Raw genomic sequence first — 17653 nt, forward strand, 5'->3', positions numbered from 1 at the left:
GCGCTCTACGACAGCGCCCCGAGCACGCCGCGCGTCGCCTTGTCGATCTCCTCGACATAGCGGCGGCGGGCGAAGTTCTCGGTGAGGAAGCCGACCACCTTGCGGCTGTCGGTGGAATCGACCACCGCCAGCATCTCGGCTTCCGCCTCGTCGAACACCGCCATCGCCGACTTCACGTTCATTTCCGGGATCAGCACGATGTCGATCAGACGGGCGAGCTCGATCACCTGGATGTCGTCGGCGATGGTGTCGAGGTCGCTGGAGAACAGATCGGGCAGCAGGACGAGGCCGACATATTCATCCGCATTGTTGACGATGACGATTCCGGGCCGCGAGCCCAGCGCGAATTCGCGCCGGACGGCAGCGATTGTCGTGGTCGACGGGACCTTGCCGACGTCGGAGCGCATCAGGCGCTCGACGGTCAGATTACGCAGCCAGCCGACGTCGTTGGCGCTGCGGATGGTCTCGCCGCGCAGATGCAGGCGCCAGGTCGAGAACGAATGGCCGAACATGAAGCGCACGCAGATCGAGGTGACGATGCAACCGGCGAGCACGACGGCGGTGACGTCGACATTGCGGGTCATCTCGAGCACGAGGAACGACATGGTCAGCGGGCCGCCGACAATGGCGACGCCGAGCGTCGCCATGCCCGTCAGCATCGCGACCAGCGGATCAATCACGAATTCCGGGCTGATGAGCAAAAGGATTCCGGCAAAGAACTTTCCGATCAGGCTGCCGACGAACAACGAGGCAAAGAACAGACCGCCGCGGAAGCCCGAGGCGAGCGAGATCAGGCAGGCCGTCAGCTTCAAAGCGATGATGATCGCGACCAGGCCGATCGTCATGTCGTGAAAGAGGTCGAGCACCATGGCACCGTGGCCGGCCGCCAGCACCTGCGGCGTGACGATGGCAAAGCTGCCGACGATGAGGCCGCCAATCACCGGGCGCAGCCAGACCGGTAGCCAGGCAAACAGGCGCTCGAACATCGAAGACGACCGCATCACGGCGATGCCGACGCCGCTGGTGATGAGGGCGAGACCGATCAGGGCCAGGTACTGCTCGACGCCGACGGCGCTGACCTTCGGTATCTCCAGCGAATACGGCGCGCCGCCGAGCCATTGCGCGGTCAGGGCCCCGGCGAGCGAGGCGGCCAGGATCGGGGCGGCGCTGCTGACCGAATAGACGCCGACGATCAGCTCGCAGGCGTAGAAGGCGCCGGTGATCGGCGCGCCGAACGCCGCGGCGATCGCGGCGGCCGCGCCGCAGCCGACCATCAGGCGCAGATCGTTGCGGCGCAGATTGAAGAACTTGCCGAGCAGCGAGGCGATGCCGGAGCCGATCTGGGTATAGCCGGCCTCGAGGCCGACCGAGGCGCCGCAGCCGTTGGAGATCAGCGTCTGGCTCGATACCACCAGGCTGTCGCGCATCGACAGATTGCCGCCGCGCAGCGCATTGGCCTCGATCGGATCGACCGCGCTGGAGATCTTCATCCGCCGCCGCGACCATTCCATGATGCCGAGCGCCAATCCGCCGAGCGCAGGCGCGATCAGCGCCGCCCAGGGGCTGACCCAGGCGTTGGCCGACAGGCGGACGTCGACGGGAATGCCGTAGATGAGCATATGGGCAATCTGCGCGATCTCGGCCATCAGCGTCACGATGGCGCCGGCCAGCGTGCCGATCACCAGCGCGAGCGGGATCAGGTAGAATTCGTTGCTGCGCAGGAGCGCGCGCAGGCGAACCATGACGCGGTTCGATCCCTTGCGATCGACGAGATGTCTGATCCGCACGAACACCTTCTGCTCGCCCTACCCTTCCGACATGCCGTAGCCGGCCATGCGCTGGCGAACCCGCTCGATCTCGGCGCTAGAGAGCAGCGGCGGTTTCCCGATCTGGAGGCAGCCGTGATATTGCCGCGCCAGGGTCTCGACCTCGACGGCGAGCCACATCGCCTTGTCCAGCGTCTTGCCGATCGCGATCATGCCGTGATGGTCGAGCAGGCAGGCAAGCCGCCCCTCCAGCGCCCGCACCGCGTGTTCCGACAGTTCCTCCGTTCCGAAGGTGGCATAGGGCGCGCAGCGGATGCTGTCGCCGCCTGCGGCCGCGATCATGTAGTGCACGGGCGGGATCTCCATGCCCATGATGGCCAGGATGGTGCAATAGGTCGGATGGGCATGGACCACGGCGTTGACGTCGGGCCGGGCCTTCAGGATGTCGCGGTGGAAGCGCCACTCGCTGGACGGCCTCTGATCGGGCGCGTGCGAGCCGTCCTTCGCCATGAACACGATCTGGTCGGGCGTCATGGCCTCATAGGGCACGCTGGTCGGCGTGACCAGCAGCCCGTCCACATGCCGGACGCTGATATTGCCCGAGGTGCCCTGGTTGATGCCGAGCGCATTCATGCGGCGGCAGGCGTCGATGATGGCCTGTCTCTTGGCGGGCTCGTCCGCGATCATCGACATCTCGATTTCTTCTCGGCTTCTTGGCGATGGGCGTTTGTCAGACCGGAAGTACGTCAAAGCAATATGGCAGCGCAAGCGAAAGCGACCGGATCGCCCGTCGTTTCGCCGGCTGGGCCGCGGCTCCACGAAATAGACCGTGGAATCAACGGATTAACGGATCGTCGCAATCCTACGGCAGGCTCGCCCGGACGGCCGCGATGCCGTTGATCACGAACTGCACGGAATAGGCGGCGAGCAGCATGCCGAGCACGCGCGACAGCACCGCATTTCCGGTGCGCCCGAGGGTGCGGGCGATCAGGCTCGCGGAGAGGAAGCACAGCATGCAGAGCGGACGCGTGCTCCGAGGTCGCCTTGTCGGCCTCGCGGGCCTCGCGATGCGGGCGGTCGCCGAAGATCATCTGGTAGGAGACGCCGAACAGCAGCAGCCCGCCGGCGATCTGGAACGCGGGGATGCCGATCCCGAGCCGCCGCAGCAGCCAGTTTCCGACCAGCGCGATCACCACCAGGATCGAGGCCGCGATCAGCGGCGCGCGCAGCGCGATCGTACGCTTGACCGTGTCGGACATGCCCCCGGTCGCGGCGAGGAAAGCCGGCGCAAGGCCGACGGGATCGACCACCAGCAGCAGCGTCACGAAGGCGGACAGAGCGAAGTCGAGCATGCGGGTGGGTCTCACGCGAGGTGGAGCCGCAATCCATATCGGCTCGAGGCGGCCTTCGCGAGGAACATTTGCCCTCCCAGAGTCTTGGTCGCGCGAGGATTGAGGAGGGCATCGCCTTCCCGTGTCACCTCGAGAGGAGGGTTTTTATGGCCAAACGAACAAAGAAACGTGCGAACGCGAAAAAGACCGCGGCGCGCCGCCCACGTCAGGCGCCGAAGATGCTGAGCGACCTGTTCCTGGAGACGCTGAAGGACATCTATTTCGCCGAGAACAAGATCATCAAGACGCTACCGAAGATGGCGAAGGCGGCGCACTCCAAGCAGCTCTCCGCTGCCTTCAACAAGCATCTGCGCGAGACGCAGGGCCAGGTCAAACGCCTCGATCAGATCTTCAAAATGCTGGGCAAGCCCGCGCGCGGCAAGCCCTGCGAAGCGATCAACGGCATCACCGACGAGGGCGCCGAGATCATGAAGGATTTCAAGAACGCCCCCGCCCTCGACGCTGGCCTGCTCGCCGCGGCTCAAGCCGTCGAGCACTACGAGATCTCCCGCTACGGCACACTACGCACCTGGGCCGAGGAGCTCGGCATGCCGGACGCCGCCAGGCTGCTCCAGGCGACGCTCGATGAGGAAGAGGCGACCGATCGCACGCTGACCGAGCTCGCCACCTCCGTCATCAACCTCGAAGCGGAAGAGGAATACCGCGCCGCCGCCTGATCGGCGCGCCGCGCCTAACTGTTGCCTTCGACGCCGCGGAACATCTCCGCGGCGTCGTGGCGTCTGACTGCAAGGGCCTCCTCGGGTTCGAGGGGACAGGCATGCTCCAAACGCGCGATGCTGGAATTCCGGGGAACCGTCCCCATATGCTGGTCTTCCAAACGCAGCGCCTTTCCCGAGTCTTGCCATGCAACCCAAAAATCCCCTCGACTGGATGCTGTCCGAAGCCCTGGACTCGCTGACCCGCGCCGACCGGCTGCGGCAGCAGTTCGGCCGCCAGGAAGCCTGCTGGGAGCCGCCGATCGACGTGCTCGAAACCGAGCATGAGCTCCTGATCCTGGTCGCGCTTCCCGGCGTCAATCCCGACAATGTCGAGACGGTGATCCATGACGGCGCGCTCGTGATCTCCGGCCAGCGCACGCTTCCGCCGGAGCTTCGCAACGCCCGCATCCACCGGCTCGAGCTACCGCAGGGCCGCTTCGAGCGGCGCATCGCGCTTCCCCTTGGCCGCTACGCCATCAGCCGCTTCGTGATGGACGGCTGCGTCGCGCTGCGCCTCGCCAAATCCTGAGGTCGATCATGGCCACCGAACAGATGAATACCCAGACCAATTCCGAAAACAATTCCGACGTGAAGATTCCCGACGACGCGCTGATCATCATCCCCGTGCGCGAGATGGTGCTGTTTCCCGGCGCCATCGCGCCGATCGCGATCGGCCGGGCGAAGTCCATCGCCGCCGCGCAGCAGGCGCTGCGCGAGCAGCGGCCGGTCGGCATCGTCCTGCAGCGCAGCCCCGAGATCGAGGAGCCCGGGCCGGACGATCTCTACCGGGTCGCGACCATCGCCAACATCGTGCGCTACATCACCGCGCCCGACGGCACGCATCACATCGTCTGCCAGGGCGTGCAGCGCGCGCGCATCCTCGACTTCCTGCCGGGGACGCCGTTCCTGGCCGCGCGCTTCCAGCAGATCCCCGAGCCGACCACGAGTTCGCCCGAGATCGAGGCGCGTGCGCTGAACCTGCAGCGCCAGGCCATCGAGGCGGTCGAGCTGCTGCCGCAGGCGCCGCCCGAGCTGGCCGCGATGTTCCAGGGCACGACAGCGCCCGGCGCGCTGGCGGACCTGGCGACCTCGTTCATGGACATCAAGCCGCAGGACAAGCAGGAGGTGCTGGAGACCATCGATCTCGCCTTGCGGGTCGAGAAGGTGTCGAAGCATCTGGCCGAGCGGCTGGAGGTGCTGCGCATCTCCAACGAGATCGGCCAGCAGACCCGCGCCAGCTTCGACGAGCGGCAGCGCGAGGCGATCCTGCGCGAGCAGATGGCGACCATCCAGCGCCAGCTCGGCGAAGGCGACGGCAAGGCGGCCGAGGTCGCCGAGCTGACCGCTGCCATCGCCAAGGCCAACATGCCGCCGGAGGCGGAGGCACACGCCAAGAAGGAGCTGCGCCGCTACGAGCGCATGCCGGAGGCTGCCGGCGAAGCCGGCATGGTCCGCACCTACCTCGACTGGCTGATCGAGCTGCCCTGGGAGCTGCCCGCGGAGAAGCCGATCGACATCAAGGAAGCGCGCCGCATCTTGGATGCCGATCATTTCGGCCTGGAGAAGATCAAGAGCCGGATCATCGAATATCTGGCGGTGCGCAAGCTCGCCCCGCAGGGCAAGGCGCCGATCCTGTGCTTCGTCGGCCCGCCCGGCGTCGGCAAGACCTCGCTCGGCCAGTCCATCGCACGCGCGATGGATCGCCCGTTCGTGCGCGTCAGTCTCGGCGGCGTGCATGACGAGGCCGAGATCCGCGGCCACCGGCGCACCTATATCGGCGCGCTGCCCGGCAACATCATCCAGGGCATCAAGAAGGCCGGCACGCGGAACTGCGTCATGATGCTGGACGAGATCGACAAGATGGGCCGTGGCGTGCAGGGCGATCCTTCCGCTGCCATGCTGGAGGTGCTCGACCCCGAGCAGAACGGGACGTTCCGGGACAATTACCTGGGCGTGCCCTTCGACCTGTCGCGCGTGGTGTTCATCGCGACCGCCAACATGCTGGACCAGATTCCGGGTCCGCTGCTGGATCGCATGGAGCTGATCAGCCTCGCCGGCTACACCGAGGAGGAGAAGCTGGAGATCGCGCGGCGCTATCTGGTGCGGCGTCAGCTCGAGGCCAACGGCCTGACGGCCGAGCAGGCCGAGATCGAACCGGAGGCGCTGAAGCTGGTCGTCAAGGGCTACACCCGCGAGGCCGGCGTGCGCAATCTTGAGCGCGAGATCGGCAAGGTGTTCCGCCATGCCGCGGTGCAGGTCGCCGAAGGCACGGCCGCCAAGATCGTGGTGAGCCCGAAGGACATCGCCACCGTGCTCGGCCAGCCGCGCTTCGAAGGCGAGATCGCGCAGCGCACCAGCATTCCGGGCGTGGCCACCGGCCTTGCCTGGACGCCGGTCGGCGGTGACATCCTGTTCATCGAGGCCTCGCGCGTGCCGGGCCGCGGCGGGATGATCCTGACCGGCCAGCTCGGCGACGTCATGCGCGAGAGCGTGCAGGCCGCGATGACGCTGGTGAAGAGCAAGGCCAGCCAGCTCGGCATCGATCCACAGCTGTTCGAGAAGAGCGACATCCACGTTCACGTCCCGGCGGGCGCAACCCCGAAGGACGGGCCGAGCGCGGGCGTTGCGATGTTCACGGCGCTGACGTCCCTGCTCACCAACCGCACGGTGCGCAGCGACACCGCGATGACCGGCGAGATCTCGCTGCGCGGCCTGGTGCTGCCGGTCGGCGGCATCAAGGAGAAGGTGGTGGCTGCGGCCGCCGCCGGACTGAAGCGGGTCATGCTGCCGGCGCGCAACAAGCGGGACTACGACGACGTCCCGAAGAGCGCGCGGGACAACCTCGAATTCATCTGGCTGGAGCGCGTCGACGAGGCCATCGCCGCGGCGCTCGAGCCGGCCGAGGCCAAGGTCGAAGCGGCGGAGTGAATGCGATGAAGAAACTGCTGGAAAGAGCGAAGAAATCGCGCAAGACGCAGCGGCTGCGCCAGCTGCTCGATCGCGCCATCGACGGGATTCGCGATGCGCTCGCGGGACCCGAGCCGCGGCTTCAGCCGGTCCCGGTCCGGGGCAGGCGCCGCAAGAGCTGAACCCCTCCGCTTCAGCCCTCGCGGTCGTCGAACATAAAAGGCCCCCTCCTGCGAGGGGGCCTTTGCTTTATCAGGCCACGGCGTCCTTGGCAGCCTTGACCGGGCGGGCGCGGACGATCTTCCGGGCCGGCTTGGCCTTGAACATCATCTCTTCACCCGTGAACGGGTTGGTGCCCTTGCGCGCCTTGGTCGCGGGCTTCTTGATGACCACGAACTTGGCGAAGCCCGGCACCAGGAACAGGCCGTTCTTCTTGAGCTCCTTGTGACCGACGTCGGTCAGCGTCTCCATGACGCTCTTGACGTCGCGCTTGGAAAGCTCGGTGGCGGTCGCAATCTTTTCGATCAACTGCGATTTGGACATTTGGGCTGGCATCGTGTCTCCTCTGATTCGTTGCCGGTTGCATATTAGACCAACCGGCGAAGGCCTAGAGCCTTCTGCACAGTTTTGTCGCGATTTTACGGGCTTTTTTGGCCCTCTGTGGCAAAAAACCCTGCTTTTTAGCTACTTCCGGAGCGGGAGGAGCCTCTGGCAGCGGATTTTACCTTGTTTCAAAGGCCCGCACGCAGCCTTGCTAAAGCTGATTCGCTGCTTTCGACAAGCGACGACCGGCCTCTTTGTGCAAGGCCGGTCGCGATTCACCCTGAAAAATAAGGCTAGATTGCATCGCCGAGACGATCCGACCTCTCCCCGCAAGCGGGGAGAGGTGAAGAAAGAAGGTTAGATGCGCTCGATGACGATGGCCGGCGCCATGCCGCCGGCGGCGCACATGGTGACGAGGCCGCGCTTGAGGTCGCGCCGTTCGAGCTCGTCGAGCACGGTGCCGATCAGGATCGAGCCGGTCGCGCCGATGGGATGGCCGAGCGCGATCGAGCCGCCATTGACGTTGACCTTGGCGCGGTCGAGCTTGAGGTCGCGGATGTATTTCTCCGCCACCACCGCGAAGGCCTCATTGATCTCGAACAGGTCGATGTCGTCGATGGTCAGCCCCGCCTTCGCCAGCACCTTGCGCGTCGCCGGCACCGGCGCGTTCAGCATCAAGGTCGGCGAGTCCCCCATGTTTGCCATCGCCACCACGCGGGCGCGCGGCTTGAGGCCGTGCGCCTTGGCGTAGGCGGGCGAGGCCAGCAGGATCGCGGCGGCGCCGTCGACGACGCCGGACGAATTGCCGGCATGGTGCACGAAGTCGATGTCGAGGTCCGGATATTTCTGCAGGATCAGGCTGCGATAGGTGGTGCCCTTGTCGTCGAGCGCATAGTCGGCAACGGCGGGGAAAGCCGGCTTCAGGCTGCTGAGGCCTTCCATCGTGGTCTGCGGCCGCGGATACTCTTCGTGGTCGAGCGCAAGGCTGCCGTCTTCGCGATGAACGGGCACGAGGCTCTTCTTGAAGTGCCCGTTCGCCATCGCATGCGCGGCGCGCTTCTGGCTCTCCAGCCCGAGCGCGTCGACGTCCCGCCGGGTGATGCCTTCCATGGTCGCGATCGCATCGGCGCAGACGCCCTGATGCGACTGCGGATGCCGCGCGCGCAGGCGCAGATTGCCGCCATCCATCATCATCGGACCGCCACCGCGGCGGCCCTCCATCGACATCATCTCGCAGCCGCCGGCGATGACGAGGTCTTCGGCGCCCGCCATGATCGAGCTTGCGGCCATGTTGACGCTGGTGATGCCGCTTCCGCAGAAGCGATCGAGCGTCACTGCGCTGGCGCGCACGTCGTAGCCGGCATCGAGCGCCGACATGCGGCCGAGATCGCCGCTTTGGGTGGCGACCTGCGCGCTGCAGCCCCAGACGATGTCGTCGACGTCGGCCGTATTGATGCCGGTGCGATCGGCGAGCGCGCGCAGCACGGTTGCGCCCAGTTGCTGCGGATGAATGCCCGAGAGCGCTCCCTTGCCGGCCTTGCCGACGCCCCGCGGTGTCCTGCAAGCATCGATGATCAGCGCATCAGCCATTGGCGTTGTCCTCTTGTTATGAGTGTTGAGGACGGTTTTGAATAACGGGAAGAGTGGAGTCAATGCGGGACCTTTGCGCCCCTCACCCGGATTTTCCGCTGCGCGAAAGCCTCTGCGACGTCATGGCCGGGCTTGTCCCGGCCATCCACGCCTCGCCGCACGGCACGAAGAACGTGGATGCCCGGGACAAGCCCGGGCATGACGACCTCTACACGAGGGAGCAATCACACCCCCGCCGCGTTCCTTGCGATCACGTTGCGGTAGTAGCTCGCGCTGAGCTTTGCCGTGCGGACCTGGGTGTCGAAATTGACGTGATAGAGCCCGAAGCGCTTGCTGAGCCCGAACACCCATTCGAAGTTGTCCATCAGGCTCCAGAGGAAATAGCCGCGCACCGGCACGCCTTCGGCGGTGGCGCGCTGGAGCTGGGCGAGATAGTTGCGCAGGTACATGATGCGGTCGGTGTCGTAGATCTTGCCGTCGGGCGTCACCACGTCGTCGCCGGAGGTGCCGTTCTCGCTGATATAGATCGCATCCGTCTTCCATATCTTGGCAGCCAGCTTCGGCACCCAGTAGATCGTCTCCGGCGCGACGCGGAGCCAATCCGAGTTCATGTGCGGGAAGGATTTCGGGATCGGCAGCGGCATGAAGCCGGCGCCCTGGTCGGACGGCACCACATAGTGCTGCGGCGCGTAGATGTTGAGGCCGAGGAAGTCGACCGGCGAGGAGATGATCTTCAGCTCGGCATCGGTGTATTTCGGCGCATTGGCGCCCGCGTATTTCAGGAACGCGTCGGTGTAGCTGCCGGTCATGATGACGTTGAGATAGCCGGCGTTCATCTCGCGCAGCGCGATCTCGGCGGCACGGACGTGCTCGGGCGTGTCGATCGCGGGAACGCAGACGTCGATGTTCTCGGCCGGCCCGACCCTCGTGCCGCGGCGGCCATGGGCGCGCACCGCCTGCACCGCAAGCCCGTGCGCGAGCGCGCTGTTGTGCCTGACCTGGTTGACCTCTGCTTGCGGCAGCGTCACGCCGGGCGCATCGATGCCGATACCATAGCCGAAGTGCACGAAGCGGCCGCTCTCGTTCAGCGTGAACACATTCTTGACGCGATCGGTCAAACGCTCGGCGACATAGGCGGCATAGTCGCCGAAGATCTTGCAGGTCTCCGTCGAGCGCCAGCCGCCAAAGCGGTCCTGGAGCGATTGCGGCAGGTCCCAGTGATAGAGCGTCATCCACGGCTCGATGCCGTTCTTCAGCAGCTCATCGACGAGGCGATTGTAGAAGTCGAGCCCTGCAGGATTCGGCTTGCCGTCGCCGTCGGGAAACACCCGCGGCCAGGCGATCGAGAAGCGGTAGGCCTTGCAGCCGAGCTCCTTGATGAGCGCGATATCGTCCTTGTAGCGGTGATAGTGCTCGTTGGCGCGATCGCCGGTCGAGCCGTCCTCGATCTTGCCGGGGATGCGGACGAACCTGTCCCAGATCGAGGCCCCTCGCCCGTCCTCGTTGACCGCGCCCTCGACCTGATAGGACGAGGTCGCCGTGCCCCAGACAAAGCCTGCCGGAAAGCCGCTGTCGCGCGAGGCCGCAGCCGCCGGCTTGGCGTCGGCGACTAAGGGATTTGCTACCCCGGCAGCGGACAGCCCCGCGATTTTCGCAAACTGGCGACGCGAGACCTTGTCCGACATTGATATTGCCCCGAGATGATTGATGCGGCGGCACAATGACGGCACGCAACCGGTTTGAAAAGCGCCGGCGCCGAAGCTTGAGGATGCAGAATTGCGCTGCCGGTGTCGCGACATGCCGGGTCGTCCAGGGTTCCCTGACAATTCCCTGACTTCAAATATTGCGATGCAACCATATGCGGCTGCGCCCCCTTGCCTGCACGATGGTCGGCGGTGCGGCGCCGAGCACTGCGGTCCCCCGTCGCGTATTCCGCCTTCAATTTGCACGCGTGGTGGGCTTCTGCTACGCTGAGGTACGCGCCTCATTTCACCTCGCGGATTGCCCGTTGACGGGCCACCGCCGCAAAAGAAGCGGATGGCGGCCGTTCCGCGTGCACCGTGGAGAGGGGGCATGCGCTCAAGCAGAGTTGGCCTGCATCAAGGGCCGGCCACCTAAGGGAGGATGGTAATGAAGCGACTCTTGGTTGCAGGTGTATCTGTTGCTTTCGCAATTGCACTGGGTACCGGCTCGGCCGTCGCGGCGGACAAGAAGGTACTGGCCTTCGTCGTCAACGGCGCGTCCGACTTCTGGAAGATCGCCGAGGCCGGCGTGAAGAAAGCCCAGGGCGAGCTGCCCAATTACGACCTCCAGCTCAAATATCCGGAGCAGGCGGCGGCTGCCGTCCAGCAGCGCATGATGGACGACCTCGTCGCGGCTGGCGCTGCCGGCATCATGGTCAGCGCGGTCGATCCGAAGAATCAGGTCGAGCATCTCAACAAGATCGCCTCGCAGGCGTTGCTGTTCACCACTGACAGCGACGCGCCGAACTCGAAGCGCATCGCCTATATCGGCTCTTCCAACGTCGATCTCGGCAAGGACGCCGGCAAGCTCATGCTCAAGGCGCTGCCGAACGGCGGCAAGTGCGTCGGCTTCGTCGGCCTTCCCGGCGCCGACAATGCCCGCGAGCGCATCGAGGGCGTCAAGGAGACGATCAAGGGCTCCAAGGTCGAGCTCGTCGACGTCCGCGGCGACGAGATCGACCAGACCCGCGCCAAGCGCAACGTCGAGGACATCCTCGCCGCCATGCCGGACATCAGCTGCATGGTGGGCTTCTACTCCTACAACACGCCGCGTATCTACGAAGTGCTGAAGGAGGCCGGCAAGCTCAACAAGATCCAGATCATCGGCTTCGACGAGGATCCGATCACGCTCGGCGGCGTCAAGGAAGGCGCCATCTCCGGCACGGTCGTGCAGCAGCCATTCGAGTGGGGCTATCAGGGCATGAAGCTGATGGCGAAGTACATCGAGGGCGACAAGTCCGGCGTGCCCGCCAACGGCATCATCATCGTTCCCGGCAAGGTCATCGACAAAACCAATGTCGACGACTTCATGGCCTCGATGAAGACGATGCTCAAGAAGTAGGAGACGTGCGGCGTTGCCCGCAAGCGTCAATGCCTGAGCCGTTTCTCGAACTGGTCGATATCAGCAAGAGCTATCCCGGCGTGGTCGCACTCGACCACGTCGGCCTTGCCGTGTCGCCGGGCGAGGTGATCGCGCTGATCGGCGAAAATGGCGCCGGCAAGTCCACCTTGATGCGGGTGCTCGGCGGCGTCGTCGAACCGAGCGGCGGCACGATCCGCGTCGATGGCGCCGAGCGGAGCGCGCTCACGGTGGCTGAGGCGATCGCCGCGGGCATCGCCTTCGTCCATCAGGAGCTCAATCTCTTCGACAATCTCGACGTCGCCGGCAACGTGTTCATCGGCCGCGAGCCCGTGCATGGCGGGCCGCTGCGGCTGATTGACCGCAAGGCGCTCTACGCAAGGACGCAGCCGCTGCTGGACCGCCTGGGGACTGATTTCGCACCGGACGCGCTGCTTGCCGATCTGTCGCTGGCACAGCGCCAGCTCGTCGAGATCATGAAGGCACTGTCGCTCGAGGCGCGCCTTGTCATCATGGACGAGCCGACCTCGAGCCTCACGCTGTCCGAGACCGATCGGCTGATGCGGGTCATCGCCGGCCTCAAGGCCGACGGGGTCAGCATCATTTTCATCACCCACCGCCTCAACGAGGTGATGCAATGCGCCGACCGCGCGGTGGTCCTGCGCGACGGGCGCATGGTCGGTGCGCTGACCCGTGCCGAGCTATCTCCTGCGGCGATGATCCGTCTGATGATCGGACGCGACCTTAAATCACTCTACGTACCGCCGGCCGCCCCGCCGGGCGAGGCTGTGCTCGACATAGTCGAGGCCGTCACCGACACCTATCCGGAGCGCCCGGTGAGCCTGTCGCTTCGCCGCGGCGAGATCTTGGGGCTGGCAGGCCTGGTCGGCTCCGGCCGCACCGAGCTGGCGCGGGTGATCTTTGGTGTCGATCCCTTGCGCGGCGGCGTGATCAGGCTCGAAGGCGACCCAATCCGGGTCGCGAGCCCGCGCGCGGCGATCGACCACGGCATCTACCTGATCCCGGAGGACCGCAAGGGCTGCGGGCTCTTGCTCGACGTATCCATCGCCGAAAACATCTCGTTGCCGGACTTGTCGTCCTATCTGCGCTTCTTCCTGGTCAACACCGCGCAGGAGACCGAGAATGCGCGGACGCAACGCGAGCGGCTGAATATCCGGGCGCCCGACGTCGGAACCACCGTCGGCTCGTTGTCCGGCGGAAATCAGCAGAAGGTCGTGCTCGCCAAATGGCTGTCGATGCGTCCGAAGGTCCTGATCTTCGACGAGCCGACGCGCGGCGTCGACGTCGGCGCCAAGCAGGAGATCTACGAGATGCTGCGCCGTCTGGCCGACGCCGGCGTCGCGATCCTGATGATTTCGAGCGACATGGAGGAGGTGATCGGGGTCAGCGACCGGATCGCCGTCATGCACGAGGGCGCGATCTCGGGCTTCCTTGATCGCAGCCAGTTCAGCGAACACAATGTGCTCCAGTTGGCCGTCGGCCACGCGGTTGAGATGAGGGTGCCTTGAACAAGAAAGATCTGAGCCTTCTGGTCCTGATCCTCGTCGTCGGAGCGGTCGTGGCCTTCATCAATCCGCGCTTCCTCTATGTCGGCAATCTCTCCAATACTTTGAACCAGGTCGGGATGTTCGGCATCTTCTCGATCGCAGAGGCCTTCGTCATCATCATCGGCGGGATCGAGCTCTCGGTCGGATCGGTGATCGCGCTGCTCGGCGTTATCTTCATCGATCTCATCGTCAATCACGACGTCAACTGGGTCATCGCCGTCGCCGCGGTCATCGCAGGCGGCCTCGTCATCGGCCTCGTGCACGGTGCGCTGGTCACCCGTATGCACATCCAGCCCTTCGTGGTGACGCTGTGCGGTCTTTTGATCTATCGGGGTGCCGCGCGCTACTACACCGAGGATGCGACCGCGGGCTTCGGCTTCGGCGCCAGCTTCCCGACCCTGGAATGGCTGACCGCGGGCCGCACCAACGTGCTGGGCTTTCCGCTGCCGCACAGCGTGATAGCGCTCGTCATCGTCGCCGGCGTGGCCTGGGTGCTGCTGCACCGCTCGGTGTTCGGCCGATATCTCTACGCGGTCGGCAAGAACGAGGAGGCGGCGCGCTATTCCGGCATCCGCTCGGAGCGCGTGATGATTTCGGCCTATGTCATCTGCGGAGGACTGACCGCGTTTGCCGCCATCCTGTTCGCGATGTACACCCGCTCGATCTCGCCGGCCGTGCACGGCTCCTTCTACGAGCTCTATGCCATCGCCGCGGCCGTGCTCGGCGGCTGCTCCTTGCGCGGCGGCGAAGGCTCGATCATCGGCGTCGTGCTCGGCACCGTGCTGCTCCAGGTGCTGCAAAACCTGGTCAATCTGCTCGGCATCCCGAGCTCTCTGAACTTCGCAGTGATGGGCGCGGTGATTCTGATCGGCGTGCTCGCCGATCAGTATCTTGTGCAGCGACGACACCACGTGAGCCCGGCCAAAGGCCGGGGGCAGACGAGTGTGGCGGCCGCGCCGCTCGAGCGGGTGAAGGTGGAGTGAGGGACGGACGGTCTCGCGCCAGATTGGGCCTACTCTTCAGCATCTCCTGGCAGCTTGCCGCGCAGCGCCGACATGACGCTTCGCGTGGTTTGGCGCGATCGCCGGTCGAGCCGTCCTCGATCTTGCCGGGAATGCGGACGACCCTGTCCCAGATCGAGGCCCCTCGCCCGTCCTCGTTGACCGCGCCCTCGACCTGATAGGACGAGGTCGCCGTGCCCCAGACAAAGCCGACGGGAAAGCCGCTGTCGCGCGAGGCCGCTGCCGCCGGCTTGGCGTCCGCGAGCTCGAGCGGACCTGTCATTCCGGCTGCGGACAGCCCCGCGATTTTCGCGAACTGGCGACGCGAGACCTTGTCCGACATTGATGCTGCTCCACTTCTCTTGGTTTCGGACCGGCACAATGACGAGTTCCGGCCGATTTGAGAAGCAGTGTCCCTGGTTGTCACGACTGCAACCGACGCTCACATCTGTCGTCCCCGACGTGGAGCGCCGATAAGGCGTTATCGAACCAAACCATTGTTTAGCTTGAATGGAACCCGGTTCCCGAGGTCTCATCTAGACGGTTCACACCGAAGCGAATCGGATGCCCCCGTGTGGATACCGGGATTTCCTGTGTTCACGGCATGAAACTCGCATGACATGGCACCGGGATATCCGTAACTTTTGCTTTGAACGCGCACGAGGGGACAAGGGTGATTCACGCTGGCGTAAGCCCGATGGCGTTGCGTGGTGATCGGCACGGCCAAGATGTCGCTGCCGACCTCACGCCGAGCGTTTCGTTCGCTCTGGTGCGCCATGCGCCGCGGGAGATGCTGCGCGTTTTACGGTGTGGCCCTGCCGTCGCCGTGGAGATCCATTGGCCGTCGGGAGAGGCAGGCCTCTTCCTACGATGCCGTATCGAGCTGAGCTCGAGAGACCAGTGGCGGTTACGGCATCGGCGGCACGCCCATCAGACTGTGAACCATCAATCATCTCAATTGGCGATCCTTGCCATGACATTGCTGCTCGCCGTCTGCGGCTGGAGCGTCGGCGGAGCCGAGGGCATGCAGCGGGCGCTGTTGGGAAGCACGCCCCGTCCCGACGAAACGGTCATCTCGCGCGAGAACGTGTATCGCTGGTTCGGCGCCCGCCTGCTGTCCCCTGCGGAGGTGCCGGACCTGTTCGCCGTTCTGACAAAAGTTTGCAGCAGGGCCGGGCTGGTGCGATTACCGGATCTCTACTGTCTGCCGGCACCGCGCGACATGAATGCCTATGCGCTCGGCGGACCGGAACGCAGTGCCATCGTGTTAACCGAAGGCCTGCTACGCGGCATGACGCGCGACGAAGTTGCCGGGATATTGGCCCATGAAGTCGCTCATATCCGCAACAATGATGCCTGGACGATGGGTTGGGCGACAGCGTTGCGACGCGCGATCGATTGGACCTCGCTCGCTGGTCTCGCGTTGCTGCGAACCGGCCATCATCACGGTGGCATGACATCAAGCCGGCCATTGGCGATGCTGCTGAGCGCAGCACCAGCTCTCGGCCAGCTCCTTGGACTTGCTCTGTCGCGAGTTCGCGAACTGGATGCAGATGCAACGGCGCTCGAACTGACCGGCGACTCGCGAGCGCTGATCGCCGCACTCGACAAGCTGGAGCGCCATCACACCGGGTCCGCACCAAGCCGCACGTCCGCATTCGTGCATGATCCGATGCACTTGCTTCGCAGCCATCCCGCCACCTCCGAGCGCGTCGGCACATTGCTCAACCTCGCCTATTAAGCACTCGCTTAAGTGAGCATCTGCGCACATCGGAAGGCTCGCTGACCAGGCAAAGAGTGCTGACGAAGAATCCGCGCGGCTTGAAATTTCTGCGGAGTTTGATCGCCGCCAAAATATCGCCGCGCTTTCGCGAAACTATTTCGACGTGAGTACGTTTTCCGCGTCTCTGCTCATTGCAGCACTGGGGAGAAACCAGCGTAATTGCCAAGCGTTCGAGCGGACGTGAGACATAAATGATAAATGGCTGGCCATCGTGCCAGCGAGGAAAATCCGCTCCCACCTTTTTCGACGGCAATGATTTTGCCGCTCTAAAACATCTCACCGTCGGCTTGTCACCTTGAGGGGACGCATCTCGCGCCTCCCAGGCGGGCGACATTGCCTGCGGCCGAGACTTCCGTGCCAAGCATTCGAACTTGAAGCTCCAACGCCGTCGCACCGGCGTGACGAACCGCTATTGCCAGCGAAGGGGTCGCGCATGCGACCGGCCTTGGCAGAATCTTGGGCTGAGGGCACCACCATCGCAAGGAGACCAAGCGATGACGTATTATGACACCCCGCAACAGAACCAAGCGCAAGGTTCACCATTCGGACAGTCCGGTCCGCAGCAATGGGGACCGGGAGCATTCGGTTCGCAAGGCGGCCAACAGCAAGGCAGCCAACAGCATGGAGGAGGCGGCCTTGGATTGGGCCAGGCGGCCTATGGACAGCAATACGGACAGTTCGGCGGTCAGCCAACCTTTGGCGCGTCTGGATATGGCCCCGGCGGGGGCGGGCAAATGGGCTGGGGTCAGCAGCCGGCTCAGCAGACTTGGGGCGGACAACAGCGCCAGCTTTCGCAGCAGGACGTGAGCGAGGTCGTGCGGCAATTAATACCGGCGCTGCCTCAAATTCTCGCGCAGGCTCAGACTCCGTTCGCAGGAATGGGCTATGCGGCTTACGGCCAGGCGCCGCGGCAGCTAAGTCCGCAAGACGTGAGCGAGGTCGTGCGGCAGATCCTGCCCATCGTGCCGCAGATCGTGGGAATGCTGCAAAACCAGCCCCAAATGCAGCATTCGGCCATGCACGGCGGTCCCGGTCAGGGTCAATTCGGAGGCCCCGGTCAATTCGGTCTTGGCTATCCCACGCAGACTCAGCCAGCGCAGATGTGGGGTTCGCAGTTCGGCGCGCCGCAGTTCCAAGCGGCATTCGGCGGTCAGACGGGCTTGGGCCAGCAGCGACAACTGACGCAGCAAGACGTCGCCGAAATCACCCGCCAGCTGATCGGCGTCATACCCCAGGTCATCGGCAACCTTCAGGCCTACGGCCAGCAGCGCATGATCTGACCG

14 protein-coding genes and 2 pseudogenes are annotated in these 17653 nt (G+C 64.8%); 9 read left to right on the top strand and 7 right to left on the bottom strand.

Annotation, left to right across the window (positions count from 1 at the left end; genetic code table 11):
• Positions 1-5: 5 nt before the first annotated feature.
• The 3 genes and pseudogenes from E4K65_RS26745 to E4K65_RS26755 form a co-directional block, all read right to left on the bottom strand.
• The gene (locus E4K65_RS26745; RefSeq protein WP_135176659.1) at positions 6-1793 is read right to left on the bottom strand and encodes a chloride channel protein; all 1788 of its coding nucleotides are present in this window, start codon (positions 1791-1793) and stop codon (positions 6-8) included.
• Between the two features lie 12 nt (positions 1794-1805).
• Positions 1806-2459, bottom strand: a complete 654-nt coding sequence (locus E4K65_RS26750; protein ID WP_209312092.1) for an L-fuculose-phosphate aldolase — start codon at positions 2457-2459, stop codon at positions 1806-1808.
• Between the two features lie 169 nt (positions 2460-2628).
• Positions 2629-3118: pseudogene (locus E4K65_RS26755) on the bottom strand (MarC family protein).
• 146 nt (positions 3119-3264) lie between these two features.
• Here E4K65_RS26755 and E4K65_RS26760 point away from each other — a divergent pair.
• The 4 genes from E4K65_RS26760 to E4K65_RS47525 all read left to right on the top strand — a co-directional run bounded on the left by E4K65_RS26760 (position 3265) and on the right by E4K65_RS47525 (position 6965).
• Positions 3265-3834 carry a YciE/YciF ferroxidase family protein gene (locus E4K65_RS26760; RefSeq protein ID WP_135176660.1) on the top strand — a complete coding sequence of 190 codons (570 nt, stop codon included), beginning with the start codon at positions 3265-3267 and terminating at the stop codon, positions 3832-3834.
• A 187-nt stretch (positions 3835-4021) separates the two neighbouring features.
• Positions 4022-4405, top strand: coding sequence for an Hsp20/alpha crystallin family protein (locus tag E4K65_RS26765; RefSeq protein WP_092188000.1), 384 nt, complete (start codon positions 4022-4024; stop codon positions 4403-4405).
• 8 nt (positions 4406-4413) lie between these two features.
• Positions 4414-6804: an endopeptidase La gene (gene lon / locus E4K65_RS26770; RefSeq protein ID WP_135176661.1), complete on the top strand. Its 2391-nt coding sequence runs from the start codon at positions 4414-4416 to the stop codon at positions 6802-6804.
• Positions 6805-6809: 5 nt separating this feature from the next.
• Positions 6810-6965, top strand: a complete 156-nt coding sequence (locus tag E4K65_RS47525; protein WP_167771175.1) for a hypothetical protein — start codon at positions 6810-6812, stop codon at positions 6963-6965.
• A 70-nt stretch (positions 6966-7035) separates the two neighbouring features.
• On the opposite strand, the gene E4K65_RS26775 is transcribed toward E4K65_RS47525, so the two are convergent.
• From E4K65_RS26775 to E4K65_RS26785, 3 genes are all read right to left on the bottom strand, one after another.
• Entirely contained in the window at positions 7036-7338 is a 303-nt protein-coding gene (locus tag E4K65_RS26775) for an HU family DNA-binding protein (protein WP_008139488.1), read from the bottom strand.
• Between the two features lie 345 nt (positions 7339-7683).
• Positions 7684-8916 (bottom strand): acetyl-CoA C-acetyltransferase, encoded by a 1233-nt coding sequence (locus E4K65_RS26780; RefSeq protein ID WP_135176662.1) that lies wholly within the window; start codon positions 8914-8916, stop codon positions 7684-7686.
• Positions 8917-9140: 224 nt separating this feature from the next.
• Positions 9141-10601 (bottom strand): GH1 family beta-glucosidase, encoded by a 1461-nt coding sequence (locus E4K65_RS26785; protein ID WP_135176663.1) that lies wholly within the window; start codon positions 10599-10601, stop codon positions 9141-9143.
• A gap of 445 nt (positions 10602-11046) precedes the next feature.
• Here E4K65_RS26785 and E4K65_RS26790 point away from each other — a divergent pair, with 445 nt between their 5' ends.
• The 3 genes from E4K65_RS26790 to E4K65_RS26800 are packed head-to-tail and all read left to right on the top strand — an operon-like array spanning position 11047 to position 14569.
• Positions 11047-12000, top strand: a complete 954-nt coding sequence (locus E4K65_RS26790) for a sugar-binding protein (protein ID WP_135176664.1) — start codon at positions 11047-11049, stop codon at positions 11998-12000.
• A gap of 29 nt (positions 12001-12029) precedes the next feature.
• The gene (locus tag E4K65_RS26795; protein ID WP_135176665.1) at positions 12030-13547 is read left to right on the top strand and encodes a sugar ABC transporter ATP-binding protein; all 1518 of its coding nucleotides are present in this window, start codon (positions 12030-12032) and stop codon (positions 13545-13547) included.
• Positions 13544-14569, top strand: a complete 1026-nt coding sequence (locus E4K65_RS26800; protein ID WP_135176666.1) for an ABC transporter permease — start codon at positions 13544-13546, stop codon at positions 14567-14569. The genes E4K65_RS26795 and E4K65_RS26800 overlap by 4 nt, the downstream gene beginning before the upstream one ends.
• Before the next feature lie 91 nt (positions 14570-14660).
• Here E4K65_RS26800 and E4K65_RS26805 read toward each other — a convergent pair.
• Positions 14661-14930, bottom strand: a pseudogene (locus E4K65_RS26805) (family 1 glycosylhydrolase); the annotation flags it as partial.
• A gap of 630 nt (positions 14931-15560) precedes the next feature.
• On the opposite strand from E4K65_RS26805, the gene E4K65_RS26810 reads away from it, so the two are divergent.
• Together E4K65_RS26810 and E4K65_RS26815 are read left to right on the top strand one after the other, a co-directional pair.
• Positions 15561-16328 (top strand): M48 family metalloprotease, encoded by a 768-nt coding sequence (locus E4K65_RS26810; protein ID WP_167771176.1) that lies wholly within the window; start codon positions 15561-15563, stop codon positions 16326-16328.
• Positions 16329-16864: 536 nt separating this feature from the next.
• Positions 16865-17650: a hypothetical protein gene (locus E4K65_RS26815; protein ID WP_135176668.1), complete on the top strand. Its 786-nt coding sequence runs from the start codon at positions 16865-16867 to the stop codon at positions 17648-17650.
• The last annotated feature ends 3 nt before the right edge of the window (positions 17651-17653 follow it).

Source organism: Bradyrhizobium niftali, from assembly GCF_004571025.1.
Classification (GTDB): domain Bacteria; phylum Pseudomonadota; class Alphaproteobacteria; order Rhizobiales; family Xanthobacteraceae; genus Bradyrhizobium; species Bradyrhizobium niftali.

Bases quoted from the DNA above. Each gene is read 5' to 3' on its own strand.
- E4K65_RS26795 (WP_135176665.1), top strand. From the start codon at position 12,030: ATGCCTGAGCCGTTTCTCGAACTGGTCGATATCAGCAAGAGCTATCCC.
- E4K65_RS26775 (WP_008139488.1), bottom strand. From the start codon at position 7,338: ATGCCAGCCCAAATGTCCAAATCGCAGTTGATCGAAAAGATTGCGACC.
- E4K65_RS26790 (WP_135176664.1), top strand. From the start codon at position 11,047: ATGAAGCGACTCTTGGTTGCAGGTGTATCTGTTGCTTTCGCAATTGCA.
- E4K65_RS26780 (WP_135176662.1), bottom strand. From the start codon at position 8,916: ATGGCTGATGCGCTGATCATCGATGCTTGCAGGACACCGCGGGGCGTC.
- E4K65_RS26815 (WP_135176668.1), top strand. From the start codon at position 16,865: ATGACGTATTATGACACCCCGCAACAGAACCAAGCGCAAGGTTCACCA.
- E4K65_RS47525 (WP_167771175.1), top strand. From the start codon at position 6,810: ATGAAGAAACTGCTGGAAAGAGCGAAGAAATCGCGCAAGACGCAGCGG.
- E4K65_RS26750 (WP_209312092.1), bottom strand. From the start codon at position 2,459: ATGTCGATGATCGCGGACGAGCCCGCCAAGAGACAGGCCATCATCGAC.
- E4K65_RS26810 (WP_167771176.1), top strand. From the start codon at position 15,561: ATGACATTGCTGCTCGCCGTCTGCGGCTGGAGCGTCGGCGGAGCCGAG.
- E4K65_RS26760 (WP_135176660.1), top strand. From the start codon at position 3,265: ATGGCCAAACGAACAAAGAAACGTGCGAACGCGAAAAAGACCGCGGCG.
- lon (WP_135176661.1), top strand. From the start codon at position 4,414: ATGGCCACCGAACAGATGAATACCCAGACCAATTCCGAAAACAATTCC.
- E4K65_RS26785 (WP_135176663.1), bottom strand. From the start codon at position 10,601: ATGTCGGACAAGGTCTCGCGTCGCCAGTTTGCGAAAATCGCGGGGCTG.
- E4K65_RS26765 (WP_092188000.1), top strand. From the start codon at position 4,022: ATGCAACCCAAAAATCCCCTCGACTGGATGCTGTCCGAAGCCCTGGAC.